The organism is Ruegeria sp. BF10 (assembly GCF_056538725.1).
On sequence record NZ_JBQFTR010000005.1, the window covers coordinates 128,852 to 154,630 of the forward strand.

A 25,779-nucleotide genomic window follows, 5' to 3' on the forward strand; every position below is an offset into this window, starting at 1 on the left:
TCTGGTCCACTGTTGTCAAAGGCGTATTTCAACACCCAACCGCAAGTGAACCGGATCAGCCCGTCTTTTTCAGGTCTTTGATCAACTGGTTCAGGTTGCCTTTGCGGGCATCCAGCATCGCGCCGATTTCGGTGCGTTCGGTCAGCAACAGATTCACGCCTTCGATGAACATGTTGTAGAATTTTTCACGCCCCGACTTGTCCGAAACAAGGAACGTCACATCAAACGGAGCCGATCCGCGCAGTTTGACCAATGTGCGCACTTCATATCCGGCCTTGATCTTGCGGGCATTGCGCACGCTGACCTCACCGCCGATGAACTCGCGGAAGCGGCGACCATATTTGCGCGAGATATAGCCCTGAAACGCCTTGGTGAATTGCTTCAGCTGGGATGGGGTGGCCGTGCGGGCATCGGCACCGAGGGCATAACGCGCCATGATCGGGACGTCGGCATATTGCACGAAAATCTTCTCGAAATCACGCAGCATCGCAGTCTCGGACTTGCCGGATTCGATAACCCTGTTGATGTCGTTGACCACGCTGCTGACCAGTGCCTTGGCTGTTGCTTCGGTCTGGGCAAGCGCGGATTTGGGCAGGACCGCCAAGGCCAGACCAGCTGCGACAAAGTTACGGCGGTTCAACTCGTTATTCAGCATAGGGGTCCTCGTAGGGGTCTAGATAGGGGTCCCTGACCGGGTCTGTCCCGGTTTCGGCATAGGGGTCAGAATACAGATCCAGATAGGCGTCTTCGTCATCTCTTGTCAGTTCGAAGCGGCGGTTTTGCAGATAGATCAGGCGGGCCTGTGCATAACTGTCGGCGCTTTCATACAGAATCGAATCCACGGTATCCGAGAACCGTCCACGATCACCCATGCGGCGAACGACTTCGGCATAGACGCCCAGATTGTCGGCGGGCCGGACCGGGGTAAAATTGATCGGATTCGAGAACAGGTTGATCACGACGCCGATGGCATCCCTTTGCGTCGACGGGCCATAGAAAGGCAGTTCAACATATGCCCCTTCACCGACCCCCCAGACGTGCAGGGTCTCGCCGAAATCAGTATCGACGGGCGGCAGGTTCAGCTCATCTGCGGGCGCGGACAGGCCAAAGCCGCCCACGGTCATGTTGATCACGAAGCGCAGCAGCGCATTGCCCATCTGTTTCGGGTTGCCCTGAAGCAGGTAGTCGACCGCCTGCCCGGGCAGCGAAATGTTTTCGGCGAATGTGCTGAAACTGGTGACCATGGGATCGGGAACGATCTTCACGTACCCTTTGGACGCAGGGCGAAACAGAAACCGGTCAACGCCCAGATTGAACTTGTGAATTCCCCGGTTCGTGTTTTCGTAAGGGTCAAACACGTCGCTGCGTGAGGCACCCTCGGGAGGTGTCGTTGCACAGGCGGACAGAATGGCCATGAGCGACAGGACAACCAGGTGTTTCAGGCGAAATCTGCTCGACACGATCTTTGCTTCTCCCAAATGCCCGGCATACGTTCTGTCGGGCAAACAATCACAATTTACCAATACTCACTCGCCGGTATGGCACAAGTTCTTGTCACATAGTCGTTTCAGGTCTCAAATGAAACACCTAGCGTGTAACCTGTCCGTCAGGTCCGGGTAAAGCAATTGAGTATCTAAAAGTCATAATAAGTAAAGATATGCTCAGATCGCATGCAAGCCGGAATTTGCCGCATTCCGTCTTTCCACGGCTGTGCTTCCCGGTTAGCGTCCGGCTGAGTCAATCAGGGAAGGACCCTTTCAATGAGCATCGCTGCAAAACTGGAAAGCCTCGGTGTCACGCTGGGCGACGCACCCGCTCCAGCGGCAAACTATGTGCCGTATGTACGTGTGGGCAATATCGTGTACGTGTCCGGCCAGATATCGAAAACGGATGAGCTGATCACCGGCAAGCTGGGCGATGACATGGATGTCGAAGCCGGAGCCGCAGCGGCGCGTGTCTGCGCGATCAATCTGTTGGCGCAGGTCAAGGCGGCCTGTGGCGGAGATATCGACAAACTGGTGCGTGTCATCAAACTGACCGGTTTCGTGAACTCGACCGCAGATTTCACGGCGCAGCCGCAAGTGATCAACGGCGCATCCGACTTTCTGGTCGAAGCGCTGGGCGACGCCGGTCGCCACTCGCGTTCCGCCGTGAGTGCTGCGTCGCTGCCTTTGGGCGTGGCGGTCGAGATCGAAGGCATATTCGAGATCGAATGATACCGCCCCTGCCAACTGCGTTTTTGCAGGCCCCGATTGCTCATCGGGCGCTGCATGACGTCTCGAACAACCGCCCGGAAAACAGCCGGGCGGCCATTCGTGCCGCCATTGATGCCGGTTACGGGATCGAGATCGACCTTCAACTGACAGCTGACGATCGTGCCGTCGTGTTCCATGACTACGATATGGGGCGTCTGACCGGCCAGCCCGGGCCGATCCGGCAGGTGTCGGCGGCGGCGGCGTCAGAGTTGACCCTTCTGTATGGTGATGACGGCATTCCGACGCTGGATGAGGTGCTGGATATGGTGGCAGGCCAGGTGCCGCTGCTGATCGAGCTGAAGGATCAGGACGGCGTTATGGGTATGAATATCGGTGCCCTCGAGCACGACACCGTGCGCGCATTGCAGGGGTACGAAGGTCCGGTGGCCCTGATGTCCTTCAATCCCAACTCGGTCGCGGAACTGGCGCGGCTGGCTCCGCATCTGCCGCGCGGCATCACGACCTGCGCCTATGAGCCCAGTGTCGAGCTTCTTCCGCAAGCCGTCTGCGACACCCTGCGCGATGTTCCTGATTTTGACCGTGTCGGGGCCGGTTTCATCAGCCATGAGGCGGAAGACCTTTCCCGCCCGCGTGTGGCCGAACTGAAGGCGCAGGGCGTGCCGATCCTGTGCTGGACCGTTCGGACGCCCGAACAAGAGGCAGAGGCCCGCATGGTTGCCGACAATGTGACCTTCGAAGGGTATCTGGCTGCGCATTCAGCTTGAACCTTGGCGCCTCGGTCACAGATAAAGGGCTGGCGCGGAGGATACATGGATCAGGCTCAAATCGAAGTTCAGGCACTTGGGTCTCTGTCGCAGATTTCAGCGGCCGAGTGGGATGCCTGCGCGTGCCCTGAGGCCGCCGATGGTGGGCGGCCCCTTGATCCCTTCACCACGCATCGCTTTTTGCTGGCGCTTGAAGAAAGCGGCTCGGTCGGGCGCGGTACGGGTTGGCAACCGCAATACCTGACAGCCTTTCTTGACGGGATCCTGATCGCAGCGGCCCCGATGTATGCCAAATCGCACAGCCAGGGCGAGTACATCTTTGACCACAGCTGGGCCCATGCCTATGAAAGCGCAGGCGGGCGGTATTATCCCAAACTGCAAATTGCGGTGCCGTTCACACCCGCCACCGGGCGGCGGTTTCTGGTGCGTCCGGGCTGTGACAGGATCGGAATGTCGGCTTTGGTGCAGGGTGCCGTTCAACTGGCGGTCGACAATCAGGTTTCTTCGGTTCACGTGACCTTCTGTACGGAAACCGAGGCATTGGCCGGTGAGCAGATGGGGCTTATGCCACGCAGCTCGCAACAGTTTCACTGGCTGAATGATGGCTATGCTGATTTCGACGAATTCCTCACCGCGTTGTCGTCACGCAAGCGCAAGAACATCCGCAAGGAACGGGCGCAGGCCAACGGTTTTGGCGGCGAAATCCATACATTGACAGGCGATGACCTGCGCCCGGAACACTGGGATGCGTTTTGGCGGTTCTATCAGGATACCGGGGCACGGAAATGGGGGTCACCCTATCTGACACGCCAGTTTTTTGACATCGTACAAGAGACGATGGCGAATGACATGGCCCTGGTTTTGGCGGAACGGGATGGTCACGCCATCGCGGGTGCGCTGAACTTCATAGGCCGCGAAACGCTTTTTGGGCGGTACTGGGGCTGCATTGAACATCATGCCTGCCTGCATTTCGAACTGTGCTACTATAGGGCGATAGATTTTGCCATTGCCCACGGTCTGACCCGGGTGGAAGCGGGCGCTCAGGGCGAGCACAAGCTGGCGCGTGGCTATTTGCCGACGCGCACGCATAGCTTGCACTGGGTCGGTGATCCGGGTTTTGCCGATGCCGTCAAAAAATATCTGGACGCCGAAGGCCGCGCAGTGGGAGAAGAGATCGAGATTCTGACGGATTACGGCCCGTTCAGGAAATCGAACCCGGAGGAACAGCAATGACTGAACTTTTGTCCGCCGAGACCCGTGGCCCGCTGCTGGATCCGCTGTTCAAAAACGGCTGGACCATGGTCGAAGGCCGCGATGCGATCACCAAGACCTTCATATTCGACAACTTCGTGCACGCTTTTGGCTGGATGACGCAAGTGGCGATCTGGGCCGAGAAATGGAACCACCACCCAGAATGGTCCAACGTCTACCGCACGGTCGAGGTGGTTCTGTCCACCCATGACGTAGGTGGCCTGTCGTCACTGGACGCCAAGCTGGCCCGAAAGATGGACAGCCTGTGCTAGCGGTCGTTGCCTGACCCCTGGCCACCGGCCAGCGACGCAGCCGTGCCCATCTGCTTGAATTCAGCAGGTGTGACGGTGCCGTCGCTGACATCGATGGATCTTGGGATACCCGTGGTCTTGTTCCCGATCTGGCGCACGCTGCGCGCCGCTGGGTTGATATCCAGACACCGGTTTTCATAGCAGGTCAGGCCAGACAGATTGATCTGGATGCGGGCCTGTCCGTCCGGCCCCGTCACCACCGGAGCTTGCGGAACGTCACAGGCCGCGGCCAGTGCCAAAGCACCCATTCCGATCCATTTTTTCATAGCAAGCTCCTTCAAACGGGCTTAGTCCAGTTGACCATTGCCATTCTGATCTGCCGCGCCGAAATCTTCATTCATCTGTGCATCATATTCCGATCTTGAGATAAGGCTGTCCTTGTTGCGGTCAACCTTCTGGAACTGCTTTATGTCCAGAAACGGCTTGGCCTCGGCCTGACCCAGTGTGCCGTTCTTGTCTTCGTCCATGGCCTGAAACGCATAGTCCGAAAAAGCGTCGAATTCGTCTTTGGACAGGAATCCGTCATTGTTCGCGTCGATGGCGTTCAGTTCTTTTTCGTGCAGTTCGGCCACGGTTTCGGCATTGGTCGCCGAGGCCAGGAATGCAGCCGTGAATACAAAAATCGCCCGTTTCATGTCCAATCTCCTCAGCATGCAAATCTTTGGCCTTCAATGCCACCGGCGGCAGCGCCGGCTGCGGTCAGGATCGTCTTGCCCGATCCGCCGCCGAACTGGTTGCCGATTGCACCGCCGATCAAGGCGCCGCCCAGTGTGCCGCCAAGGCAGGCAATCTCGTGCTGTCGTGCGGCTTGCTGTTGCGGGGTTGGGGCCGGACCGCAGGCTGCCAGAAGGGCCGCGCCGGTCAGGAAGGATAAAATCAACTTAAGTTTCATAAAAATCTCCCCAAATTACGCGACGAGTATTCGCGCATTGGGGCGCTGCTTCAAGTTAAATTGGGCTCACGCGGCCCCGGACAGACCGGGGCCGGCCAAATTCAGATTACCTCCAGCAGGCCTTCACCCGCCGAGATCCCGCAGGCACCGGGGTTTTCTTCCAGGTTCAGGGCCGTGACCTTGCCGTCCTCGACCAGCATCGCATAGCGTTTGGAGCGTGCGAACAAACCCACCGGCGGGGCGTCGAAATCCATGCCGATGGCCTTGGTGAATTCTGAGGCCGCGTCTGAAACCATGGTCAATCCCGCCGCGGTCGCGCCGGTGGATTCACCCCAGGCGTGCATGACGAACGGGTCATTGACCGAAAGGCACATGATCTCGTCCACGCCTTTGTCGTCGAACTGTTTTTTTGTACGAATGAAGCTTGGCACATGTGCGGTGGTGCATGTGCCGGTATAGGCGCCGGGCACGGCGAAAATGACAACCTTGCGCCCTTTGGTCTTGTCTGAAACCCGAACTTCCTCCGGCCCGTCGGCCCCCATCTGGATCAGTGTGGCCTCGGGCAAGGTGTCTCCTGTTGAAATCATTTTTCAGCTCCTGACGTTTGGATTTGCAGAATTGGGTTAAGCCGCAATATAGGTTGTCCAACCAGAGAGACCACGGGGAAACTGCGGGGTGGGCAAAACATGAGCCATATTGTTGTGATTGGCGCGGGTCAGGCAGGAGCGTCCTTGGTGGCGCGGCTGCGCAAGGACGGGTTCGACGGAGAGATTACTCTGATCGGGGCCGAGCCGCATCTGCCATATCAGCGCCCGCCTTTGTCCAAGGCCTACCTTCTTGGAGAGATGGAGCTGGAGCGCCTGTTCCTGCGACCCGAAAGCTTCTATGCGGAAAACAACATCACTCTGCGGCTTGGCCAGCGCGTGACCGGCATCGACCCCAAGGCCAAAACCGTCACTGTTGGGGATGAGGTCATCCCGTATGACGAACTGGCGCTGACCACCGGGTCAGATCCGCGCCACCTGCCTGCCGCCATCGGAGGTGATCTGGACGGTGTGCACGTGGTGCGCGACCTGGCCCATATTGATCAGATGGAACCCAAAGTGACCGAAGGCGCCCGCGCGCTGATCGTGGGCGGCGGTTACATCGGGCTCGAGGCGGCCGCCGTCTGCGCGAAACGCGGCGTCAAGGTCACCTTGGTCGAGATGGCCGACCGCATCCTGCAACGGGTCGCTGCGCCCGAAACCAGCGACTATTTCCGCGCGTTGCACAGCGAATATGGTGCCGACATTCGCGAAGGCGTCGGGCTGGATCGTCTGATCGGCGAAAACGGCAGGGTTGTGGGGGCCGTATTGACGGACGGCACGAAGCTGGACGTGGATTTCGTTGTGGTCGGAGTGGGCATCACCCCCTCTACTCAACTGGCCGAGATGGCAGGGCTCGAACTGGACAACGGCATCAAAACCGACGCCCATGGCCGGACCTCTGATCCGTCGATCTGGGCGGCGGGCGATTGCGCCTCTTTCCCCCATGGCGAAGGGCGTATCCGTCTGGAAAGCGTCCCCAACGCCATCGACCAGGCCGAAATCGTGGCGCAGAACATGCTGGGTGCGGCCAAGGAGTATGTGGCGACCCCCTGGTTCTGGTCGGACCAGTACGACGTCAAGCTTCAGATCGCGGGCCTGAACACCGGATATGACCGCGTGGTGACCCGCAAGGGCGAGGGTCAGACCGTGTCCTTCTGGTATTACAAGGGCGACAGGCTGATTGCTGTGGATGCGATGAATGATCCGCGGGCATACATGGTCGGCAAAAGACTGATCGAAATGGGCAAGACCGCTGATCCCGAAGTCGTGGCAGACCCGAGCGCGGACCTGAAACCGCTGCTCAAGGCGTGAGGATCATTGCCGGAGAATTCCGGGGCCGGGCGCTGGCCTCGGTCGGCAAGGGTGATGCGGGCGCGCATCTGCGCCCCACCACCGACCGTGTGCGTGAAAGCCTGTTCAATGTGCTCAGCCACCAGATCGAATTTGACGGTTTGCGGGTGCTGGATCTGTTCGCGGGAACCGGGGCGCTGGGGCTCGAGGCGCTGTCGCGGGGGGCGTCGCATGTCACCTTCGTCGATGACGGGCGAGTGGCCCAGGGGTTGATACGCAAGAACATCGACCTGACCCGCAGCGCCGACCGTACGGATTTGATCCGCCGCGACGCGACCCGGTTGGGCGACAATCCCGGTGTGCCTTATGATCTGGTTTTTCTGGACCCGCCTTACGGGAAATCCATGGGGCAGAAGGCCGTCGCCGCCTTGGCCAATGGCTGGATCGCGGATGATGCATTGTTGGTTTGGGAAGAAAACGCCCCGATGCAGGCGCCGGCCGGATTTAAATTGCATGACAGCCGCAAATATGGCGACACGCATATTTCCTTGATGTGGAAAGGCGTTCCAGTTTGAAACGCGCTGCGCGGTTTGGTGCGGAACATGGGTGGACGATGACGGGAAAGCCTTGATAGGCCGAGCGTGATGCAAAGCAGGAATCCCATATGCACGATCTTGTCATTTTCGATTGCGACGGCGTTCTGGTGGACAGCGAGGTGGTCTCGAACCAGGTGCTGGTGGACAATCTGGCGCAACATGGCCTGCATCTGGCGCTGCATGAATGTATGTCCCTGTTTGTGGGCGGAACCATGGTGGGTGTGCGGGACAAGGCCCGCGCGATGGGTGCCGTTCTGCCCGAAGACTGGATAGATCAGGTCTATGCCGAAACCTATGACCGCCTGCGTGCAGGTGTGCCATTGGTGCCCGGTATCGCAGACCTGCTTGAGGGGCTGGATCAAAAAGGTATCCCCTGTTGCGTCGCGTCGAATGGCAGCCCGGACAAGATGAAGATCACTCTGGGTCAGAACGGGCTTTGGGACCGGTTCAAAGACGTGATGTTCTCGGCCCATGTGCTGGGCACCGGAAAGCCGGACCCAAAGATGTTCCAACTGGCCGCCGAGCACTTTGGCGCGACGGCTCCGGTGGTGATCGAAGACAGTCATAGCGGTGTCACGGCGGCAATCCGCGCCGGTATGCGTTGCCTTGCTTATGCGCCTCAGGGAGGCGGTGAAAAGCTGGCGGATCTGGGGGCCGAAGTGATCACGGACATGTCACAGGCGCATGGGGTGTTGGGACTTTGACCCGCGGTCGTGCTAATGTGCACGCATGGACCGCACCCTGACACCTTTTGCCTGGACCTTTTCCAGCTATGCAGAAGATTCCACCAGCCCAGAGCGCAAACCCTTGCGCGCGCCGGTCTTCATCCACGACGCGGTCACGCCGTGGAGGGATGAAACGATGCTGTTGAAACTTCTCCGCGCACAGGCCGCGGATCAAGAGGAATAGGTCGGGTGAAATTTGCCAGCGGGTGACAGGGTAAAGATATCGACCCCATCCGAGGTGACGCCCACCGAATGTTCGAACTGTGCCGACAGCGATTTGTCGCGGGTCACGGCTGTCCAGTCGTCGGCCAGAGTCTTGGTTTCGGGGCGACCCAGATTGACCATGGGTTCGATGGTAAAGAACATACCCTCTTCCAGAACCGCACCGGTACCCGGGCGGCCATAGTGCAACACGTTCGGTGGTGCGTGGAACACCCGGCCCAGACCATGACCACAGAAATCGCGTACAACGCTCATCCGATGCGCTTCGACATAGGACTGAATAGCGTGGCCGATGTCACCAAAGGTATTGCCGGGCTTGACCATCTCGATGCCCTTGAACAGCGCGTCATGGGTCACCTGGATCAGCCGTTCCGCCTTGCGCGGCAGCTTGCCCGCCACATACATGCGCGAGGTGTCGCCGAACCAGCCATCGACGATGACGGTCACGTCGATATTCAGAATGTCGCCATCCTTCAGTTTCTTCTCACCGGGAATCCCGTGGCAGACCACGTGGTTCACGCTGATGCAGCTGGCGTGCTGATAGCCTTTGTAACCTATGGTGGCCGAGGTCGCGCCGGCGTCTTCGACCATCTGCGTGATCAGCCCGTCAATGGCGCCGGTGGTTTGACCGGGAAACACATGTTCGGCAATGTCATCCAGAATTCGCGCAGCCAAAGCCCCTGCCGCATGCATCCCGGCAAAGTCACCTTGTTCATAGATGCGGATGCCGTCCTTGGTCAGGCGGCCACGATGCTCTTTCATCGACGCTAAGCTCCAAATGTTGCGCGCAGCATTCCTTTTACGCTGCTTGTGCAGAAAGTACCAGAGGGTGCGGGATCGCGGGTCTTCAATTCAGATGTTTTTCAAACCGCCAGATTTCAAGCGGGTAATCTCCGGTTTGTGTTTCAAACCTCAGAACCTCGGTTCGCGTATTTACCCAATCGCATTTTTCATAGAAGCGGGCCGCGCGCCTGTTTCCTATGGCGCAAGCGAGCCAGCCGGTCGCGTGTCCGTTGGCCAGAATTTTCTGTTCGCCGTCTCGTAGGAGGGCAGCTGCCAGCCCTGTCCCGCGCCCTTGCGGCGAGACATACATCTGGTTGATCTCATCCCGCAATATGATGCATAGGCCCAAAACTACACCGTCCTGAACTGCGACGCGTGTCATGTCGGCGTATTTGTGCAGCCGCTCTGCGAAGCTGTCCAATGTGCGCTGGCTGGTCAAATCGTCGGGCAAGATAGCCGCGTGCGCATCGTGCCACCCCGAATGCCAGAGTTCGGATGCCTGCGGGATGATACCCGATTTCAAATTTATGATCTCAAAATCCGCAACAGACATGCTGATCACTCTGGTAACACGCTTCGGGACATGTCCAAGATAACACCTTCGGGTGTGATACACGTCCCATAAACCAACCGCTCGACCCCCTGTGCCTGCGCCGCCTCAAATGCCGCCGCGTAGGCTGGATCAATATCGGTCGCCAAAGCAAACCGGTCGCAATCGGTTCGCTGAACCAGATACAGCATGATCGCCCGGTGCCCTTGCGCGGCCATCGCGGCCAACTCGCCCAGATGCTTGGTGCCACGGGCTGTGACGCTGTCGGGAAACTCGGCCAGTCCGGGCTGGCGTGACAGTGTCACGCTTTTCACCTCGACATAGGCATCCGGCAGGCCCGGCCCGGTCAGCAGGAAGTCGATGCGGCTGTTGTCGCCGTATTTCACCTCGGGCCGGACGGTGTCATAGGCGGCCAGTTCGGGAATCTCACCGGCTTCCAAAGCAGTGCGCAGCGCCCGGTTCGGAACCGAGGTATCGACCCCGGTAAAATGCCCGTTCTCGTGGTCCACCAGCCGCCAACCGAATTTCAGCTTTTTCTTCGGGTCGTCGTTGGGTTCCAGCCAAATCTTCTCGCCGGGCTCGGCCAGCCCCATCATCGACCCCGGATTGGCGCAATGGGCCGTTACCTCACTTCCATCCTCAAGCCTGCAATCGGCCAGAAAGCGTTTGTAGCGGCGGATCAGCCGGGCGGGGACAAGAGGGGTTTCAAATCGCATGGTTCAGGGCCTATACCTGCCCCCAAGGACGATCAAGAGGGGGACAGCGCCATGGCCAATCCAACCGCAGCGATGCTGGTGATCGGGGATGAAATCCTGTCGGGTCGCACCCGCGATGCGAATATGCACTTTCTGGCGCAGGAGCTGACAAAACACGGCATCGACCTGAAAGAGGTCCGCATTGTCAGCGACGACGCCCCTGCCATCGAAGCGGCCGTCAAAGCGCTGTCCGACGCCTATGACACTGTCTTCACCAGCGGCGGCATCGGCCCGACCCATGACGATATCACGGCCGATTGCATTGCCCGCGCTTTCGATACACCCATTGATGTGCGTGATGACGCGCGCGCGCTCTTGCAGGCCCATTACGACAAATCCGGGCTGGAACTGAATGCCGCCCGCTTGCGCATGGCGCGTATTCCGGACGGTGCGACGCTGATCGAAAACCCGGTTTCCACGGCGCCCGGGTTCACGCTTGCGAACGTGCATGTCATGGCAGGTGTGCCGTCGGTTTTTCAGGCGATGGTGGCAAGCGTTTTGCCAACATTGACCGGAGGCAGCCCTTTGTTGTCGCAAACTCTGCGTGTGGACCGCGGAGAAGGTGATATCGCCGCAACCCTGGCGGCCCTGGCCGAAGATTTCAGCGACCTGTCCATCGGGTGCTATCCGTTTCAGATCAACGGTGCCTTCGGGGCCAACGTGGTTGTGCGCGGCACCGACGGGGGCCGGATCGACGCGGCCACCACCCGTTTGGCGAAAGAGCTTGAGCTTTGAGCGGCACCTGGGCGGACATAGTTGATGGCACATGGCCCGCCGCACGCTATCAGCGGCTTGGCCCGTTTCTGCTGCGTGAGGGGCAGGGCGGAGGGTCGCGGGTGTCTGCGGCCAGTGCATTGGGCCCGGCCAATGAAGACGATATCGACGCCGCCGAGGCCGCGATGCTGGCCATGGGGCAAAAGCGCATCTTCTGTCTGCGGCCCGGAGATGAGGCCCTGGATGCAAAGCTGGCCCGGAGGGGCTATGATATTCTTGACCCGGTGAACATCTACGTCTGCCCCGTCTCCAGACTGACCGATCAGCCAATCCCCCCGGTCATGGTGTTTTCGATCTGGGAACCGCTTGAGATCATGCGCGACATCTGGGCCTCGGGCGGGATCGGACCCGAGCGGATTGCGGTGATGGAACGCGCCAAGGGCCCCAAGACAGGATTTTTGCTGCGTTACAACGACAAACCCAGCGGCGTGGCTTTTGTGGCGATGCATGCAGATACTGCAATGGTCCACGCGCTTGAAATCCTTCCTGAACATCGCCGTCAGGGGCTGGGCCACTGGACCATGCGCGCAGCGGCATTCTGGGCGCGGGATCATGGTGCGCAGAACCTCAGCGTGATCTGTACCAAGGCCAATGAAGGCGCCAACGGTCTTTATCGCGCCCTCGGGATGGAGATCGCAGGCGAATACCATTACCGTCATCTTGTCTGAACTGAAGAGGTCGCCGTGACACAAATAGACATGCCTACCGCGCTGAACCTGCCCATGGTCGATCCGCTGCCGCCGGAAACGCAGAAATATTTTGATATCTGTGTCGAAAAACTGGGCATGGTGCCGAATGTGCTGAAAGCCAACGCATTTGACATCGACAAGCTGAACACATTCACCGCGATGTATAACGATCTGATGCTGGCTGACAGCGGGTTGACCAAGCTGGAACGCGAGATGATCGCGGTCGTCGTCTCATCGATCAACAAATGCTTCTACTGTCTGGTCGCGCATGGGGCGGCAGTGCGTCAGCTTTCGGGCAATCCGCAACTGGGCGAAATGCTGGTGATGAACTACCGCGTCGCGCCGCTGGAGCCGCGTCAACGGGCGATGCTGGACTTCGCAGCAAAGATGACCACCGCCAGCGCCGAGATCGAAGAGCCCGACCGACAGAAATTGCGAGACGCCGGATTCACTGACCGGGACATCTGGGACATCGCCAATGTCGCCGGTTTTTTCAACATGTCAAACCGGGTGGCCAGCGCAACGGCGATGGTGCCCAACGAAGAATATCACGCACAGTTTCGATGATCCGCACCGCCGCCCTTGTTGCCCTGCTGATGACAGGATCTGTTGCCGCGCAGGACCTGACCCTGCCGGCCAGTGCCCGACAGATCAGCGACCGGACGTCGCCACTGGACAGCTATGACCTGCCGACGGGGCCTTATGCAAATGGCTCTGTTCCCGCAGAAACGTTAGAAGGGCGTGTGGAACGCTTTACGTGGCGGCTTCAGGCGGGGTCGAGCACGACATTGCAGCTTCTCGCCCCGCTGCGGGAACAGATCGAGGCGCAGGGCTACAAGATCCTGTTCGAATGCGACGCGCGGGTTTGTGGTGGATTCGACTTTCGCTTTGGCACCGAGGTCGTGCCAACCCCGGATATGTATGTCGCCATTCAGGATTACCGTTTTCTGTCGGCCACCAAGGGGCCGGTTGCCCTTAGTTTGCTGGTCAGCCGCAATCCCCCGGATGGCTATGTTCAGATGATCCGGGTGACGCCTCAAGATGCACCGGACCCGGACCCTGTGGTGGTCGAGCAAGCCGCAGAAGGTTCGGTCGGGGTGCTGGAGGCCTTGGCGGCAACGGGCCACGTGATTCTGGATGATCTGCATTTCCCTACGGGCGAGGTTGCCCTGGGCGAGGGTCAGTTTGACTCACTGACCTTGTTGGCCGGATATTTGACCGACAACCCGGAAACGCGTCTGGCACTGGTGGGGCACACTGACGATACCGGTGCCTTGCAGGCGAATATTGCGGTCAGCAAAAGCCGGGCCGAAGCGGTGCGAACCCGCCTGATTGATGCACATGGCGTGGCACCCGACCGGATCGAAGCGCAAGGTGTCGGCTATCTGTCTCCGCTTACATCGAATGCAACCCCGGAAGGGCGCGATCTGAACCGTCGGGTCGAAGCGGTATTGCTCGTCAACTGATCCACCACAGGTACAGCGGCAACCCGACGGTGATGTTGAACGGAAACGACACCCCCAGCGACAAGGTCAGATAGATCCCGGCCTCGGCCTTCGGAAGGGCGATCTTCATCGCGGCGGGAACCGCGATATACGATGCCGATGCTGACAGCACCATGAACAGGAACAAGCTGCCTTGCGGCAATCCGATCACGGCTCCTACCGCCCAGGCCATCAGTGCGCCAATCAGGGGCATCAAGACACCAAAGGCGAACAGGCCAACCGACAGCTTGTCTCGGTTGCCGATCAGGCTGCGCCCTGCCGACAGGCCCATATCCAGCAGAAACAGGCACAGAATACCGGTGAACGGCGTCACGATGAAGGGCGCGATCATCTGCATACCTTCGCCGCCGGTGATGGCTCCGATCAGGAAAGCGCCGGTGAGCAGAACGATCGAGCCATTGGCCAGCAGATCACGCCACAGCTTGTCATCCTTGACGCCATTGCTTCCGGTCTTGTGTGCCAGCCAAAGTGCCGACAGGATTGCAGGAACCTCCATCGCAGCCGCGACGGCCACCATGAACCCGTCATGGGACAGTCCCACCAGATCCAGCAGGCTGGTGGCGGTGACAAAGGTGACGATCGAGATCGAACCATAGTGCCCTGCAACCGCCGCCGCGTTCAGCGCATCCAGCTTTGTCATCACCCTGAGCAGGCCAAAGGCCACGAAGGGGATGGCAAAGGACAAGGCAACACCGCCCAGCAGAGTCAGGAACAGTTGCAGGTGAATGCCATGCGCGGCCAGACTGGCACCGCCCTTGAACCCGATGGCCAGCAACAGATAGAGCGACATGAACTTGGCCGCGCCCGCCGGAATGGACAGGTCACTGCGTACAAAGGCCGCCAGAAGCCCAAGAGCAAAAAACAATATGGTCGGCACCAGCAGATTGCTGGACAGTGTTTCGATCACTCCGGGCATAATTGACTCCTGATCCCTCGTTTTCGGGTTGGGTGCCTTGCAAAATGGAATTCGCCAAATACTATCTTTCTAAGTTATAAATAGTTTCAGGCTATGAAATGCGCCCGACACTGCGACAGTTGGAATACATCGTTACGGTCAGTCGCCTTGGGCGATTCAGTTTGGCTGCTGAGGTTTTGAATGTCAGCCAGCCCAGCCTGTCGACGCAGATTGCGACCGTAGAACAAGAGCTTGGCGTTCGAATCTTTGACCGTAACCGCGGTGGAATCCAGGTGACGACGAAGGGGGAAGAGTTCATCTTGCGCGCGCAGAAGATCCTGGCAGAGGTCAAGGACCTGCGCCACGCCATGTCGAACGATATGCCCGTCGGAGGAAGGTTGCGACTGGGGGTTTTGCCTTCGATCGGGCCTTATCTGTTGCCGCAAGCCATCAAACAGGTGCACCGGCTGCGCCCCGGATTGCGCATCGTGGTGCGCGAGGAAAACACATTGGATCTGGAACAGGGTCTGAAATCCGGTCGATTCGATCTGATTCTGTCCACGCCCGAGGACCATCCGAATACCGTGCAACACCGGTTGTTCAACGAACCTCTTTGGGTCGCGGTTGCCGTTGATGACGTTCTTGCGCGGGATTTGCAGGGTGTCAGTGCCGCAGATCTTCAGAACCGGATTTTCCTGACCCTCGATCAAAGCCACCGCCTGTCGCGCATCGTCTATGCATTGGCGGCAGAATGCGGTGGGGTGGTTTCGGATGAGTATGAAGGCACGACACTTGATTCCATTGTCCTGATGGCGGCTTCGGGTGTTGGTGTTGCGGTACTGCCTGATCTTTATGCTCGCAGACAGGGGATCTACCGCGACGAAGTGCGCTTGCGACCACTGTCCATCGCCAATGCAAATCGCGATATCGCCCTGTTGGCACGCCGTTCCGAGACCCCGCCGCCGGGTCAGAATGTGCTGACGGACAGCCTGCGCTCTTCCGCCCGGTCCATGGGGCTGTCGGTGATCGACCCATAAAAAATGGCCCGCACTTTCACATGCGGGCCAAAAGTTGGTCTTCAGGGAGAAATTACCAGTCCATCGGACCCTTCTCGTGAAAAGAGTCGACGAGGAAATCGATGAAGGCCCGTACTTTGGGTTGCGTAAAGCGGCCCGGCGGGTAGACGGCGTAAACGCCTTGAACTTCGTCGGGCAGGGACGGCATGGCATCGACGACCAGCCCAGCCTTCAGGGCTTCTGCATAAAGATAGCTGGGCAGATACGCGATACCCAGGCCGGAAACCGCCGCGTTCAACAGGGATTGGCCATCGTTCACGCTCAACCATCCGGCCGTTCGAACCTGACGCTTTTCGCCGGATGGCGCGGTCAGTTTCCAGACATTGCCCGACGACTGGCTGGAATAATGCAGCAGCTTGTGTTCGTTCAGATCGTCGATCTTCTGTGGCCGGCCGAATCTTTCGACATAGCTGGGCGCGGCGACCATGCGTTTGACGGTTTCGGTCAGTTTGCGGGCGCGCAGCGTGCTGTCTTCCAGCTCACCAATGCGGACGGCCACGTCAAATCCTTCGGAAATCAGCTCGACATAGCGGTTGTTCAAAACCATGTTCACGGTGATGTCGGGGTAGGCTGCAAGGAACTCGGACAGCACGGGCGACAGGTGATTGACGCCGAAATCCGTGGCAACGCTGATGCGCAAAAGACCGGACGGGGCTGATTGCATAGACGTGACCAGTGAATCCGCTTCTCCGGCATCATTCAGCACGCGCCGCGCGCGATCATAATAGGCCAGCCCGATTTCCGTTGGTGAGACCCGGCGCGTGGTGCGGTTCAACAGTCGCGCTCCCAGACGCGCCTCAAGGCTTGATACGTGTTTGGACACGGCTGATTTGGAGATGCCCATCTTTTTGGCCGCATCGGTGAAGCCACCCTGGTCCACCACATTGGCGAAGGCTTCCATTTCGGTCAGTCGGTCCATACTCGTTCCCCAGATCTTGATTTCCGTCCTGACTATGGCGCTGAATCTGGGCGGAAACGGGGCAGACATGGGATAATATCAGGGATTTGAATCGGATCGTTTGCGTATGGGAAACGCAGAAACAGTGGTTTCCAATCTCGCCTCAGGCATTGTGATGCTGTGTTTTTCAGGCAATCGCGCTAAGATCTCACATTGAGAATGGCATTTTTGTGACCAGGGAGGAGATCATGAAACCCTTTTTCGCCATTGCTGCGCTTTGCCTTTCGGTGGGCATTGCACACGCCGGAGGAAAGACCCCATCGAATCCCGATGCAAAGGTCTATTTCGTCAACCTGTCGGATGGCGATACCGTTCAATCACCGGTCACGGTTGTCTTTGGTCTCAGCGGCATGGGCGTCGCACCCGCCGGAACCGAGAAAGAAAACACCGGGCACCACCACCTGTTGCTTGACCGTCCCCCGCTGGGTGAGGGCGAGGATGGCGCGGATGAGTTGGCCAATGGTCTGCCCGCCGACGAACATCACATGCACTTCGGGGGCGGTCAGACCGAAGTAACACTGGATCTGTCGCCGGGCCAACACACTCTGCAATTGGTTCTGGGCGACGCCGGGCATGTGCCGCATTCCCCGCCGATTGTATCCGAGGTGATTACGATCACCGTGGAATAGCCGCAGGTCGTTGAAACCGTCCGTTCGGTTCATGTGATGGAGAGGCATTTACATTTTCGGCGCACTTAGTGAATCTGCCTGCATTTGCAGGGGGTACTAATGTCGCTGGAATTCTTCATTACATCATTGATTGTTGTTTTGCTGCCGGGTACCGGCGTCATCTATACTTTGGCTGTCGGTCTTGGGCGCGGGTTTCGCGCAAGTCTTGCCGCAGCCGTCGGATGCACACTTGGGATCGTTCCGGCGGCCTTGGCCAGCATCATCGGACTTGCAGCATTGCTGCACACCAGTGCCGTCGCGTTTCAACTCATCAAATATCTTGGCGTCTTGTACTTGTTCTACATGGCATGGGGTATCCTGAAGGACGGCGGTGCCATGGACGTCGCGGCGGAGAAATCCGCAAGAAGCGACTTTGGAGTTGCCGTTACAGGAACGCTGATCAACGTTTTGAACCCAAAGTTGTCGTTATTCTTCCTGGCCTTTCTGCCTCAATTCCTGCCAGCGAATTCAGCAAATGCAGGAATGGAACTGACCAAACTGGCGCTGGCCTTCATGGCCATGACACTTGTTGTTTTTGTCGGGTATGGCGCATGCGCCGCACTGGCGCGGGACTATGTAATCCGGCGCCCTGCTGTGATGGCGTGGATAAAGCGGTGTTTCGCAACCGCTTTTGGTGCCTTGGGTGCAAAACTCGCGCTGTCGGAGTGAAGACACTCTGAACGAGTGGCTTCAGAACTCTGCGGCAAGGCGTGTGCCCTGATTGATCGCGCGTTTGGCGTCCAGTTCCGCCGCCACATCCGCGCCGCCGATCACATGCGGGGTGATGCCGCGTTCGATCAGCGCGTCGGCCAGCGACCGCTCGGGCACCTGACCGGCACACAGCACGATCGTATCGGCCTTGATCACGGTCGGGTCGGCGCGCTCTTCTCCGAACGAGACATGCAGCCCTTCGTCGTCGATGCGTTCATAGTTCACGCCGCCGACGAAGTTCACGTTCTTCATCTTCAGCGTCGCGCGGTGAATCCAGCCGGTGGTCTTGCCCAGCCCCTTGCCATGCGCCTGTTTCTTGCGCTGGAGCAGCGTGACCTGACGCTTGGGCGCCTCGGGCTGCGGGCCTTCGGGCGCCAGGCCCGCGCGGTGCTGCTCGGGGTCGGCGACGCCCCATTCCTTCATCCACAGGGGCAGGTCGGTGGTGGGCGAGTGGCCTTCCTCGAGCAGGTATTCCGACACGTCGAACCCGATGCCGCCCGCGCCGATCACAGCCACCGATTTGCCCACCGGGGCCTTGTCGCGCAGCACGTCGATATAGTTCACGACATTGTCGCGGTCCTCGCCTGGGATCTGCGGGTCGCGCGGATTGACGCCGGTGGCGATCACCACCTCGTCGAACCCGGTCAGATCATCGGCGCCGACCGCGCGGCCCAGTTCCACCTTGACGCCCAGCGTGTCGAGCATGGTGCGGTACCAGTCCACCAGCCCCCAGAACTCTTCCTTGCCCGGCACCTGCTTGGCCATGTTCAGCTGGCCGCCGATCTCGTCGGCCTTGTCGAACACGGTCACGTCATGGCCCCGCTGGGCGGCGGTCATCGCCGTGGACAGGCCCGCCGGGCCCGCGCCCACGATGGCCACGCGCTTGGGCGTTGCGGCCTTTTCGATCACCAGCTCGGTCTCGTGGCAGGCGCGCGGGTTCACCAGGCAGGAGGTCAGCTTGCCGCTGAACGTGTGATCCAGACAGGCCTGGTTGCAGGCGATGCAGGGCGCGATCCTGGCCGATTCACCGGCCATGGCCTTGGCCACGAAATCCGCATCCGCCAGCATCGGCCGCGCCAGCGACACCATGTCGGCGCAGCCCTCGGCCAGCACCTGCTCGGCCACGTCCGGCGTATTGATCCGGTTCGAGGTGATGACCGGAATCCCCACCTTGCCCATCAGTTTCTTCGTCACCCAGGCAAAGGCCGCGCGCGGCACCGATGTGGCGATGGTCGGAATCCGCGCCTCGTGCCAGCCGATGCCGGTGTTGATGATCGTCGCCCCGGCCTGTTCGATCCGCTGCGCCAGCTGCACCACCTCGTCAAAGGTCGAGCCATTTGGCACCAGGTCGATCATCGACAGCCGGTAGATGATGATGAAATCGGTCCCCACCGCCTCGCGGGTGCGGCGCACCACTTCCAGAGGCAGGCGCATCCGGTTCTCATAGGACCCGCCCCAGCGGTCGGTGCGCTTGTTGGTATGGGTCACCAAGAACTGGTTCAGGAAATACCCCTCGCTCCCCATGATCTCGACCCCGTCATAGCCCGCCTTCTGCGCCAGCACGGCGGCGTTGACGATGTCGCCTATCTGCTTCTCGATCCCTTCTTCATCCAGCTCGGTCGGCGGAAAGGGCGAGATCGGAGACTTGATCGGGCTGGGCGCCACGCATTTCGGGCCATAGGCATAGCGGCCCGCATGCAGGATCTGCATGGCGATCTTACCGCCCGCCTGATGCACCCGGTCGGTGACGATGGAATGGTTGGCCACATCCTTGTCGCTGGTCATCATCGCAGCGCCGGGCAGGACCGAGCCTTCCAGGTTCGGCCCGATGCCGCCCGTCACCATCAGCGCCACGCCACCACGCGCGCGGGCGGCATAGAACTCGGCCACCCGGTTCCAGTCGCCGGTTTCTTCCAGCCCGGTATGCATCGAGCCCATCAGGACCCGGTTCTTCAACGTGGTAAAGCCCAGATCCAGTGGTGCCAGCATGTTTGGGTACACAGTCATGGCAAAACTCTCCCTCCTGAATTTGCGTGATAGATTGACGTTCGCGTAAACTTTGTCACGCGAAACCCCACGTCACCCTCTTTGCTGTTGCGCCGGTGATTGCTAGAGGTGGGCGAAACAACACGATGAGGCCGCGCATGACCCCCGAAGAAATTGCCAAACTGCCCTATCGCCCCTGCGTTGGGCTGATGCTGATGAACGACAAGGGCCAGATCTTCGTCGGCCAGCGCAACGACCGGTTCGAGGACGCCTGGCAGATGCCCCAGGGCGGTGTGGACAAGGGCGAAGACCCTCGTGATGCGGCCTTGCGTGAGCTGTGGGAGGAAACCGGCGTAACCGGTGATCTTGTGGAAATCGTCGCCGAGACCGAGGGCTGGCTGCCCTATGACCTGCCGCATGACATCGTGCCCCACATCTGGAAGGGCCGCTTTCGCGGGCAGGAGCAGAAGTGGTTCCTGATGCGCTTTCTGGGGACCGACGATCAGATCGACATCGAAACCGACCACCCCGAGTTCACCCGCTGGAAATGGCAGGACCCCGAGCGGTTGATCGAAGAAATCGTGCCCTTCAAGCGGGCGGTCTACGAGCGGGTGATGACGGCGTTTGGGGGGTATTTGGGGTGAAGGGTAGTTGGTTGTATTGATCCCATTGCCTGTATTCCTTCCACCAACAAACTTGCTGTGTTTCAGTTATGGACACCATTGAACAGAACCTTGCAAACTGGCGCGAAACGCTCATGAAAAGCATCCCGATTGGAGGTCTGCTCTCTCGCAACCCAATCGCTTACAAGTGGAAGGCCCCCTTTCGGTGCTGGCTACTACGCGAGGTGGCATTATGGCGAGTTACCGACCTGCTAACTCAGTCGAAGTTGTTGCACCAGCAAGGCCATTCTCTTGGCGCTCGCATATTGTTACGCAGTGGTTTAGAGACGCTTGCCGCACTCATCCACCTTAACCAACTCATTCAGCAGGTTTTGGACGGCAAGCTGGACTTTCACCTGTTCGACCAGAAAACCAGCGTTCTACTGCTCGGCTCCCGCGATGGTTCAACAAATCACAAGTCGCTCAACATTGTTACCATCCTTAACAAGTGTGAAAAGCGGTATCCCGGTTTCAAAAATCTGTATGACAATCTGTCGGAAAGTGCCCACCCGAACTATGAGGGCATGATGGTCGGCTACTCCAAGTTCGACCATGACGAGTACGAAACGCACTTCTCGAACCGCTGGGCGCAGCTCTATGGGGCGTCGCACCTCGGTTCAATGGAGCTTTGTATGATGGTGTTTCATCACGAATACAACGACATGTGGACAGACTTGATGGAAAAGTTTGAAAACTGGATCGTTGAAAACGACGCTGAGTTGGAAGCGACCAAAAATTCTCCGCTGCCGGGCTGACAATTGCGCCTCAAGAGCAAGTGCTCTGTCGTAGGAATGAACGTCCGCTTCGCCCACTAAACCCCCTCAAACTAACCCTTCCTCCCGCAACAATTCCGGTATGGTCACCTCCGGCCGCGGGCCGATACGGCCGATCACCTCGTGGGCGCAGGTGGCCAGATCATAGGCCAGTCGCCAAACCGAGCTGCCGATCATCGCGGCCCGCGCATCGCAGGGGTGAGGAATGCCGACAGTGCGCTTGAACCTACCCCGTCAGGAACGACAGGCGCGCGACCGAAAACCTCGTGCCACAACGAAATAGGGCGCCCAAAGACGCCCCGTTCCCATCTTGGATCGTCCACTCAGGCGAGCTGCAGGTTTTCCGCCGACTCGCGGCCATCGCGGCCGGATTGAACGTCGTAGGTAACCTTCTGGTTGTCGGCCAGACCGGTCAGACCGGAACGCTCGACGGCGGAAATATGGACGAAAACGTCCTTGCCGCCTGTTTCGGGTGCAATGAAGCCGAAGCCTTTGGTGGTGTTGAACCATTTCACGGTGCCATTGGCCATCGTGAGATCTCCTGTATTTTTCAACCTGTTCGCGGAATTGCAACAGCGTGGCGCAGTCGGCCTATATCGAGTTCGCTGAAGTCCGGTAGGGAAAGCAGGGGATCGAAAGCAGTAACGTAGCCCGCCCCTTCTGACCGATCGCAGACGCCCTGACCATCCTTATTCGTGTTTTACCCTACGTCACTCTGAACAGGTCGGGGCCGACCGGTTGGCCGAGATCACCCTGAACCCGGCCCCATCCGGAACGGGCCACCAGACGGACAGGGCGGAGTGTTTGCTCTGCTCGGCATGGCACGATGCATGATTACGGCAGCCTCAGGTTGGCGTGCTGGGGCCGATCATGGCTCAAACCAACCCCTCTTCCCGCAGCAATTCCAGCATGTTCGCTTCAGGGCGGGGGCCGATATGGCTGATCACTTCGCGAGCGCAGGCATTGCCAATCTTGGCGCAGGTCTCGTAATCGCGGCCCGTCGCCATGCCGAACAGGAACCCGGCGGCAAACTGGTCGCCTGCGCCTGTTGCATCAACGGGGACAACCTTTTCAACCGGTACGTCAATGCGGGTGTCGCCGTTCAGAACGGTCACACCGTCGCCCGAGCGGGTGCAGACCACCAGCGGACAGATCGCGGCCGTCTTGGCCAATGCGTCTTCCAGATCGTCAGTTTCGAACAGGGATTTGATCTCGGCCTCATTGCCGATCACGAAATCCAGCTCATTTTCGATCAGCAGCAGGAAATCGACCCGGTGACGTTCCACGCAGAACGGGTCGGAAATGGCGATGCCGGCCTTGCCGCCACCCTTGTGGCAGGCGCGCGCGGCCTCAAGGAATGCCGCCTTGCCTTTTTCCTTGTCGAACAGATACCCCTCGAGGAACATGATCTGGCTGTTTCCAGCGACCTCTTGCGAGACGTCCTGAGACGACAGTTCCGAGGAAATGCCCAGATAGGTGTTCATCGACCGCTCACCATCGGGCGAGACAAAGATCATCGAGCGTGACGTGGGCAATTCACCACCCGGAACTGGTGGGTTCACGAAATCGACGCCATCCTCGTTCATCGCATCTGCATAGAACCGGCCCAGTGCGTCATCGTGAACCCGGCCGATGAAGGCCGCATCCAGCCCAAGCGCGCCTGCGCCCGCAATGGTATTGGCCACCGAGCCGCCCGGCGTTTGAACACGGCTTTCCATCGAGGCGTACAACACCTCGCCGCGTTCCTGTTCGATCAACTGCATGATGCCTTTTTCGATGCCCATCAGCTCCAGAAAGCTGTCATCGGCCTGGGAAATCACGTCCACAACGGCATTTCCGATGCCGGTCAGTTGATAAGTCTTCATTGGGTTTTGTCCTCGAATTGGCAGAGATCACGGATGATGCAGGTCGGGCATTGCGGCTTGCGCGCCTTGCAGTGGTACCGGCCATGCAGGATCAGCCAGTGATGCGCATGGAGTTGAAAGTCAGCAGGAATATTGTCTTCGATGGCGCGTTCGACCGTGTCCACATCCTTGCCCGGGCAAATGCCGGTGCGGTTGCCGACGCGAAAGATATGGGTGTCCACCGCCTGCGCCGGTTGTCGCCACCACATGTTCAGAACCACGTTGGCCGTCTTGCGGCCCACACCCGGAAGGGATTGCAGGGCAGCCCGGGAATTGGGAACCTCGCCGCCATATTCGTCAACCAGGATACGGCTGAGCTTGATGACGTTCTTGGCCTTCTGGCGGAACAAGCCAATGGTTTTTATGTGCTCGATCAGGCCTTCCTCGCCCAGATCCAGCATCTTTTGCGGCGTGTCGGCGATCTTGAACAGGTCGCGCGTCGCCTTGTTGACGCCCGCATCCGTGGCTTGCGCCGAAAGGGCCACGGCGACGACCAGAGTATAGACGTTCACATGCTCCAGCTCGCCCTTGGGTTCCGGGTCGGCCTCCTGAAAGCGCGTGAAAATCTCGCGGATCGTATGATAGTCGAGTTGCTTTGCCATCCGGGTCTTAATGCCGTCCACCGGGCTCTGACACAAGCCCAAAGCCAATGCGCAAGTTCCGGGTCGCGGCAGCGTGGCCTGCGCGCTATGGTTTTGTCAGAAGATGAGGTGGAACCATGAACGTCCAGACCCCGGAAAGCGGATACCATTATAACGTCATGCGCCGCGCAATCGAGTTGATCGATCAGGGCGGCGAGGGCCTGAGCCTTGATGAACTGGCACGCCAGATGGATATGAGCCCGGCCCATTTCCAGCGCCTGTTCTCGCGTTGGACCGGGGTGTCGCCGAAACGGTACCAACAATACCTCACACTGGGCCATGCGAAGGCATTGCTGCGCGAACGGTTCACGACACTGGAAACGGCACACAATGTGGGGCTGTCCGGCAGCGGACGTTTGCATGATCTGTTCCTGAAGTGGGAATCCATGAGCCCCGGCGAATATGCCCGCAAGGGCGAAGGTCTGACGATCTATTGGGGGTGGTTCGAATGCCCCTTTGGCCCTGCGCTGGTCATGGGTACCGACAAGGGCATCTGCGGCATGGCCTTCGGGGCCGAGACCGGCGAAGAGGCCGCGATGGATGATATGATCTCGCGCTGGCCCAAGGCGACGTTCGTCGAAGATCCGATGCGCCTGCGTCCTTGGGCGCTGAGTGCTTTTGGCGCTGCCAGCGACCGGTTGGAGCCAACACCGGTTTTCCTGATCGGATCACCTTTGCAAATCAAGGTGTGGGAAGCGCTGATGCATATCCCGTCCGGGCAGGTCACGACCTATTCCGAGATCGCCCAGCGGGTCGGCTCTCCGCAAGCCGTTCGCGCCGTGGGAACGGCAGTTGGCCGCAACCCGGTCAGTTGGCTGATCCCCTGTCACCGTGCCTTGCGCAAATCAGGTGGCCTGGGAGGCTATCACTGGGGCTTGCCGGTCAAGCGTGCCATGCTGGCCTACGAGGCGGCGCAGGCAGACGCCTGATTGACAGACGGCCTGACCGCTGCCAAAAGGCACCTCAGGTTCGGGTCCCCTGCCGTTCGCGGCCATTGGCTTTGGTGAAACCCGGTTATGAAAAGCATCTGTTGCCCTTTCCAGGCGCGCGGATGGTAATGCGAGCCCCGTCCTGATTTCGCGCCCGTTCAAGGAAACGAGGCACATGATGACACGATCCCGAACCGTTGCTCCGGTTGAAGAGCTGAAAGGGCAGGCGAAACGCCTGCGGGAAGAATTGAAGACGAAGGGCGTTTTGCTGTCGCACAGCGCGGCATTGGAACTGCTGGCCCATCAGCATGGTGTTCGAGACTGGAACACCTTGCATGCAATGGCCGGAAACCGGATGCATCTGCGCGTGGGTGATCGGGTCGAAGGGCGCTATCTGGGTCAGGCGTTCACGGCCGAAATTCGCGGTATGACCATGCTGGGCGATGGCGCGCGCCGCCGAGTGACCCTGCATTTCGACACGCCGGTAGATGTGGTGCGCTTTGACAGTTTCTCTGCATTTCGGCAACGCGTCACCGGAGAGATCGGGTGGGACGGTCGGTCCCGACGCCACACGTCCGATGGCGAACCCCAGCTTGTGGTGCGGCCCGTATAAAGCGTTATGGGCGAGGCAACCGTGTTGCCCCGCCCAATCTGTCTGCTTCGCAG

The 25,779-nt window shown here is 59.3% G+C and carries 34 protein-coding genes; 19 read left to right on the forward strand and 15 right to left on the reverse strand.

Annotation, left to right across the window (positions count from 1 at the left end; translation table 11 throughout):
* Positions 1-55: 55 nt before the first annotated feature.
* Together ACR0DJ_RS17455 and ACR0DJ_RS17460 are read right to left on the reverse strand one after the other, a co-directional pair.
* On the reverse strand, positions 56-655 hold the full coding sequence (locus ACR0DJ_RS17455; RefSeq protein WP_480685838.1) for an MlaC/ttg2D family ABC transporter substrate-binding protein: 600 nt from the start codon (positions 653-655) through the stop codon (positions 56-58).
* Positions 645-1,415 (reverse strand): MlaA family lipoprotein, encoded by a 771-nt coding sequence (locus ACR0DJ_RS17460; RefSeq protein WP_257600881.1) that lies wholly within the window; start codon positions 1,413-1,415, stop codon positions 645-647. The genes ACR0DJ_RS17455 and ACR0DJ_RS17460 overlap by 11 nt, the downstream gene beginning before the upstream one ends.
* A 345-nt stretch (positions 1,416-1,760) precedes the next feature.
* Between ACR0DJ_RS17460 and ACR0DJ_RS17465 the strand changes: the two genes are divergently transcribed.
* Genes ACR0DJ_RS17465 through ACR0DJ_RS17480 form a run of 4 tightly spaced genes read left to right on the forward strand, consistent with a single transcriptional unit; the run spans position 1,761 to position 4,503 of the window.
* Complete coding sequence (locus ACR0DJ_RS17465) at positions 1,761-2,216, forward strand: RidA family protein (protein ID WP_171172046.1); 456 nt, start codon at positions 1,761-1,763, stop codon at positions 2,214-2,216.
* Positions 2,213-2,980, forward strand: coding sequence for a glycerophosphodiester phosphodiesterase family protein (locus ACR0DJ_RS17470; RefSeq protein ID WP_170346727.1), 768 nt, complete (start codon positions 2,213-2,215; stop codon positions 2,978-2,980). Before ACR0DJ_RS17465 ends, ACR0DJ_RS17470 begins: the two co-directional genes overlap by 4 nt.
* Positions 2,981-3,025: 45 nt before the next feature.
* The gene (locus ACR0DJ_RS17475) at positions 3,026-4,213 is read left to right on the forward strand and encodes a GNAT family N-acetyltransferase (RefSeq protein WP_480685839.1); all 1,188 of its coding nucleotides are present in this window, start codon (positions 3,026-3,028) and stop codon (positions 4,211-4,213) included.
* Positions 4,210-4,503 (forward strand): 4a-hydroxytetrahydrobiopterin dehydratase, encoded by a 294-nt coding sequence (locus ACR0DJ_RS17480; protein ID WP_152459417.1) that lies wholly within the window; start codon positions 4,210-4,212, stop codon positions 4,501-4,503. Before ACR0DJ_RS17475 ends, ACR0DJ_RS17480 begins: the two co-directional genes overlap by 4 nt.
* On the opposite strand, the gene ACR0DJ_RS17485 is transcribed toward ACR0DJ_RS17480, so the two are convergent.
* The 4 genes from ACR0DJ_RS17485 to ACR0DJ_RS17500 form a co-directional block, all read right to left on the reverse strand.
* Positions 4,500-4,808: a hypothetical protein gene (locus ACR0DJ_RS17485; protein WP_480685842.1), complete on the reverse strand. Its 309-nt coding sequence runs from the start codon at positions 4,806-4,808 to the stop codon at positions 4,500-4,502. The two genes, ACR0DJ_RS17480 and ACR0DJ_RS17485, sit on opposite strands and share 4 nt — an antisense overlap.
* A gap of 21 nt (positions 4,809-4,829) precedes the next feature.
* Positions 4,830-5,177, reverse strand: a complete 348-nt coding sequence (locus tag ACR0DJ_RS17490) for an EF-hand domain-containing protein (RefSeq protein ID WP_480685843.1) — start codon at positions 5,175-5,177, stop codon at positions 4,830-4,832.
* Between the two features lie 11 nt (positions 5,178-5,188).
* A complete protein-coding gene (locus ACR0DJ_RS17495) occupies positions 5,189-5,434 on the reverse strand; it encodes a glycine zipper 2TM domain-containing protein (RefSeq protein ID WP_480685844.1) in 246 nt (81 codons plus the stop codon).
* A 101-nt stretch (positions 5,435-5,535) separates the two neighbouring features.
* Positions 5,536-6,021: a redoxin family protein gene (locus ACR0DJ_RS17500; RefSeq protein WP_480685846.1), complete on the reverse strand. Its 486-nt coding sequence runs from the start codon at positions 6,019-6,021 to the stop codon at positions 5,536-5,538.
* 99 nt (positions 6,022-6,120) lie between these two features.
* Here ACR0DJ_RS17500 and ACR0DJ_RS17505 point away from each other — a divergent pair, with 99 nt between their 5' ends.
* The 4 genes from ACR0DJ_RS17505 to ACR0DJ_RS17520 all read left to right on the forward strand — a co-directional run bounded on the left by ACR0DJ_RS17505 (position 6,121) and on the right by ACR0DJ_RS17520 (position 8,816).
* A complete protein-coding gene (locus tag ACR0DJ_RS17505) occupies positions 6,121-7,332 on the forward strand; it encodes an NAD(P)/FAD-dependent oxidoreductase (RefSeq protein WP_480685847.1) in 1,212 nt (403 codons plus the stop codon).
* Positions 7,329-7,886 carry a 16S rRNA (guanine(966)-N(2))-methyltransferase RsmD gene (gene rsmD / locus ACR0DJ_RS17510; protein WP_480685849.1) on the forward strand — a complete coding sequence of 186 codons (558 nt, stop codon included), beginning with the start codon at positions 7,329-7,331 and terminating at the stop codon, positions 7,884-7,886. The genes ACR0DJ_RS17505 and rsmD overlap by 4 nt, the downstream gene beginning before the upstream one ends.
* Before the next feature lie 89 nt (positions 7,887-7,975).
* Positions 7,976-8,611, forward strand: coding sequence for an HAD family hydrolase (locus ACR0DJ_RS17515; RefSeq protein WP_257599528.1), 636 nt, complete (start codon positions 7,976-7,978; stop codon positions 8,609-8,611).
* 25 nt (positions 8,612-8,636) lie between these two features.
* Positions 8,637-8,816, forward strand: coding sequence for a hypothetical protein (locus ACR0DJ_RS17520; protein ID WP_257599527.1), 180 nt, complete (start codon positions 8,637-8,639; stop codon positions 8,814-8,816).
* Here ACR0DJ_RS17520 and map read toward each other — a convergent pair.
* The 3 genes from map to sfsA form a co-directional block, all read right to left on the reverse strand.
* Complete coding sequence (gene map, locus ACR0DJ_RS17525) at positions 8,804-9,616, reverse strand: type I methionyl aminopeptidase (RefSeq protein ID WP_171637336.1); 813 nt, start codon at positions 9,614-9,616, stop codon at positions 8,804-8,806. The two genes, ACR0DJ_RS17520 and map, sit on opposite strands and share 13 nt — an antisense overlap.
* 85 nt (positions 9,617-9,701) lie before the next feature.
* Positions 9,702-10,190 carry a GNAT family N-acetyltransferase gene (locus ACR0DJ_RS17530; RefSeq protein ID WP_425079968.1) on the reverse strand — a complete coding sequence of 163 codons (489 nt, stop codon included), beginning with the start codon at positions 10,188-10,190 and terminating at the stop codon, positions 9,702-9,704.
* A 5-nt stretch (positions 10,191-10,195) separates the two neighbouring features.
* Entirely contained in the window at positions 10,196-10,903 is a 708-nt protein-coding gene (gene sfsA / locus ACR0DJ_RS17535; protein ID WP_425079969.1) for a DNA/RNA nuclease SfsA, read from the reverse strand.
* Between the two features lie 51 nt (positions 10,904-10,954).
* Here sfsA and ACR0DJ_RS17540 point away from each other — a divergent pair, with 51 nt between their 5' ends.
* Genes ACR0DJ_RS17540 through ACR0DJ_RS17555 form a run of 4 tightly spaced genes read left to right on the forward strand, consistent with a single transcriptional unit; the run spans position 10,955 to position 13,871 of the window.
* Positions 10,955-11,677, forward strand: a complete 723-nt coding sequence (locus tag ACR0DJ_RS17540) for a competence/damage-inducible protein A (RefSeq protein WP_170346715.1) — start codon at positions 10,955-10,957, stop codon at positions 11,675-11,677.
* On the forward strand, positions 11,674-12,384 hold the full coding sequence (locus ACR0DJ_RS17545) for a GNAT family N-acetyltransferase (protein WP_480685850.1): 711 nt from the start codon (positions 11,674-11,676) through the stop codon (positions 12,382-12,384). Before ACR0DJ_RS17540 ends, ACR0DJ_RS17545 begins: the two co-directional genes overlap by 4 nt.
* A 30-nt stretch (positions 12,385-12,414) precedes the next feature.
* Positions 12,415-12,972 carry a peroxidase-related enzyme gene (locus ACR0DJ_RS17550; protein WP_170346797.1) on the forward strand — a complete coding sequence of 186 codons (558 nt, stop codon included), beginning with the start codon at positions 12,415-12,417 and terminating at the stop codon, positions 12,970-12,972.
* Positions 12,969-13,871 carry an OmpA family protein gene (locus tag ACR0DJ_RS17555; protein WP_425079971.1) on the forward strand — a complete coding sequence of 301 codons (903 nt, stop codon included), beginning with the start codon at positions 12,969-12,971 and terminating at the stop codon, positions 13,869-13,871. The genes ACR0DJ_RS17550 and ACR0DJ_RS17555 overlap by 4 nt, the downstream gene beginning before the upstream one ends.
* Here the strand turns inward: ACR0DJ_RS17555 and ACR0DJ_RS17560 are convergent.
* Positions 13,864-14,826: a sodium-dependent bicarbonate transport family permease gene (locus ACR0DJ_RS17560; protein WP_257599519.1), complete on the reverse strand. Its 963-nt coding sequence runs from the start codon at positions 14,824-14,826 to the stop codon at positions 13,864-13,866. The two genes, ACR0DJ_RS17555 and ACR0DJ_RS17560, sit on opposite strands and share 8 nt — an antisense overlap.
* A 98-nt stretch (positions 14,827-14,924) precedes the next feature.
* Here ACR0DJ_RS17560 and ACR0DJ_RS17565 point away from each other — a divergent pair, with 98 nt between their 5' ends.
* Positions 14,925-15,842 (forward strand): hydrogen peroxide-inducible genes activator, encoded by a 918-nt coding sequence (locus ACR0DJ_RS17565; protein WP_257599518.1) that lies wholly within the window; start codon positions 14,925-14,927, stop codon positions 15,840-15,842.
* Positions 15,843-15,894: 52 nt separating this feature from the next.
* Here ACR0DJ_RS17565 and ACR0DJ_RS17570 read toward each other — a convergent pair whose 3' ends face one another.
* Entirely contained in the window at positions 15,895-16,800 is a 906-nt protein-coding gene (locus tag ACR0DJ_RS17570) for a LysR family transcriptional regulator (protein WP_117871765.1), read from the reverse strand.
* A gap of 227 nt (positions 16,801-17,027) precedes the next feature.
* Here ACR0DJ_RS17570 and ACR0DJ_RS17575 point away from each other — a divergent pair, with 227 nt between their 5' ends.
* Complete coding sequence (locus ACR0DJ_RS17575) at positions 17,028-17,468, forward strand: DUF4399 domain-containing protein (RefSeq protein WP_480685852.1); 441 nt, start codon at positions 17,028-17,030, stop codon at positions 17,466-17,468.
* 99 nt (positions 17,469-17,567) lie between these two features.
* A complete protein-coding gene (locus ACR0DJ_RS17580; protein WP_480685854.1) occupies positions 17,568-18,176 on the forward strand; it encodes a LysE family translocator in 609 nt (202 codons plus the stop codon).
* 21 nt (positions 18,177-18,197) lie between these two features.
* Here ACR0DJ_RS17580 and ACR0DJ_RS17585 read toward each other — a convergent pair whose 3' ends face one another.
* Positions 18,198-20,225 (reverse strand): FAD-dependent oxidoreductase, encoded by a 2,028-nt coding sequence (locus tag ACR0DJ_RS17585; RefSeq protein ID WP_480685856.1) that lies wholly within the window; start codon positions 20,223-20,225, stop codon positions 18,198-18,200.
* 137 nt (positions 20,226-20,362) lie between these two features.
* On the opposite strand from ACR0DJ_RS17585, the gene ACR0DJ_RS17590 reads away from it, so the two are divergent.
* Complete coding sequence (locus tag ACR0DJ_RS17590) at positions 20,363-20,848, forward strand: RNA pyrophosphohydrolase (protein WP_480685857.1); 486 nt, start codon at positions 20,363-20,365, stop codon at positions 20,846-20,848.
* A 68-nt stretch (positions 20,849-20,916) separates the two neighbouring features.
* Positions 20,917-21,621, forward strand: a complete 705-nt coding sequence (locus tag ACR0DJ_RS17595) for a hypothetical protein (protein WP_480685859.1) — start codon at positions 20,917-20,919, stop codon at positions 21,619-21,621.
* 341 nt (positions 21,622-21,962) lie between these two features.
* Here the strand turns inward: ACR0DJ_RS17595 and ACR0DJ_RS17600 are convergent, their stop codons facing one another.
* From ACR0DJ_RS17600 to nth, 3 genes are all read right to left on the reverse strand, one after another.
* Positions 21,963-22,169: a cold-shock protein gene (locus ACR0DJ_RS17600; protein WP_480685860.1), complete on the reverse strand. Its 207-nt coding sequence runs from the start codon at positions 22,167-22,169 to the stop codon at positions 21,963-21,965.
* A 345-nt stretch (positions 22,170-22,514) separates the two neighbouring features.
* Positions 22,515-23,504 (reverse strand): adenosine kinase, encoded by a 990-nt coding sequence (locus ACR0DJ_RS17605; protein WP_257599511.1) that lies wholly within the window; start codon positions 23,502-23,504, stop codon positions 22,515-22,517.
* Positions 23,501-24,145 (reverse strand): endonuclease III, encoded by a 645-nt coding sequence (gene nth, locus ACR0DJ_RS17610; protein ID WP_257599510.1) that lies wholly within the window; start codon positions 24,143-24,145, stop codon positions 23,501-23,503. The genes ACR0DJ_RS17605 and nth overlap by 4 nt, the downstream gene beginning before the upstream one ends.
* Positions 24,146-24,261: 116 nt before the next feature.
* Between nth and ACR0DJ_RS17615 the strand changes: the two genes are divergently transcribed.
* Positions 24,262-25,113: a bifunctional helix-turn-helix domain-containing protein/methylated-DNA--[protein]-cysteine S-methyltransferase gene (locus ACR0DJ_RS17615; RefSeq protein WP_425079980.1), complete on the forward strand. Its 852-nt coding sequence runs from the start codon at positions 24,262-24,264 to the stop codon at positions 25,111-25,113.
* 175 nt (positions 25,114-25,288) lie between these two features.
* On the forward strand, positions 25,289-25,726 hold the full coding sequence (locus ACR0DJ_RS17620) for a glyoxalase superfamily protein (RefSeq protein WP_480685862.1): 438 nt from the start codon (positions 25,289-25,291) through the stop codon (positions 25,724-25,726).
* Positions 25,727-25,779 lie beyond the last annotated feature (53 nt).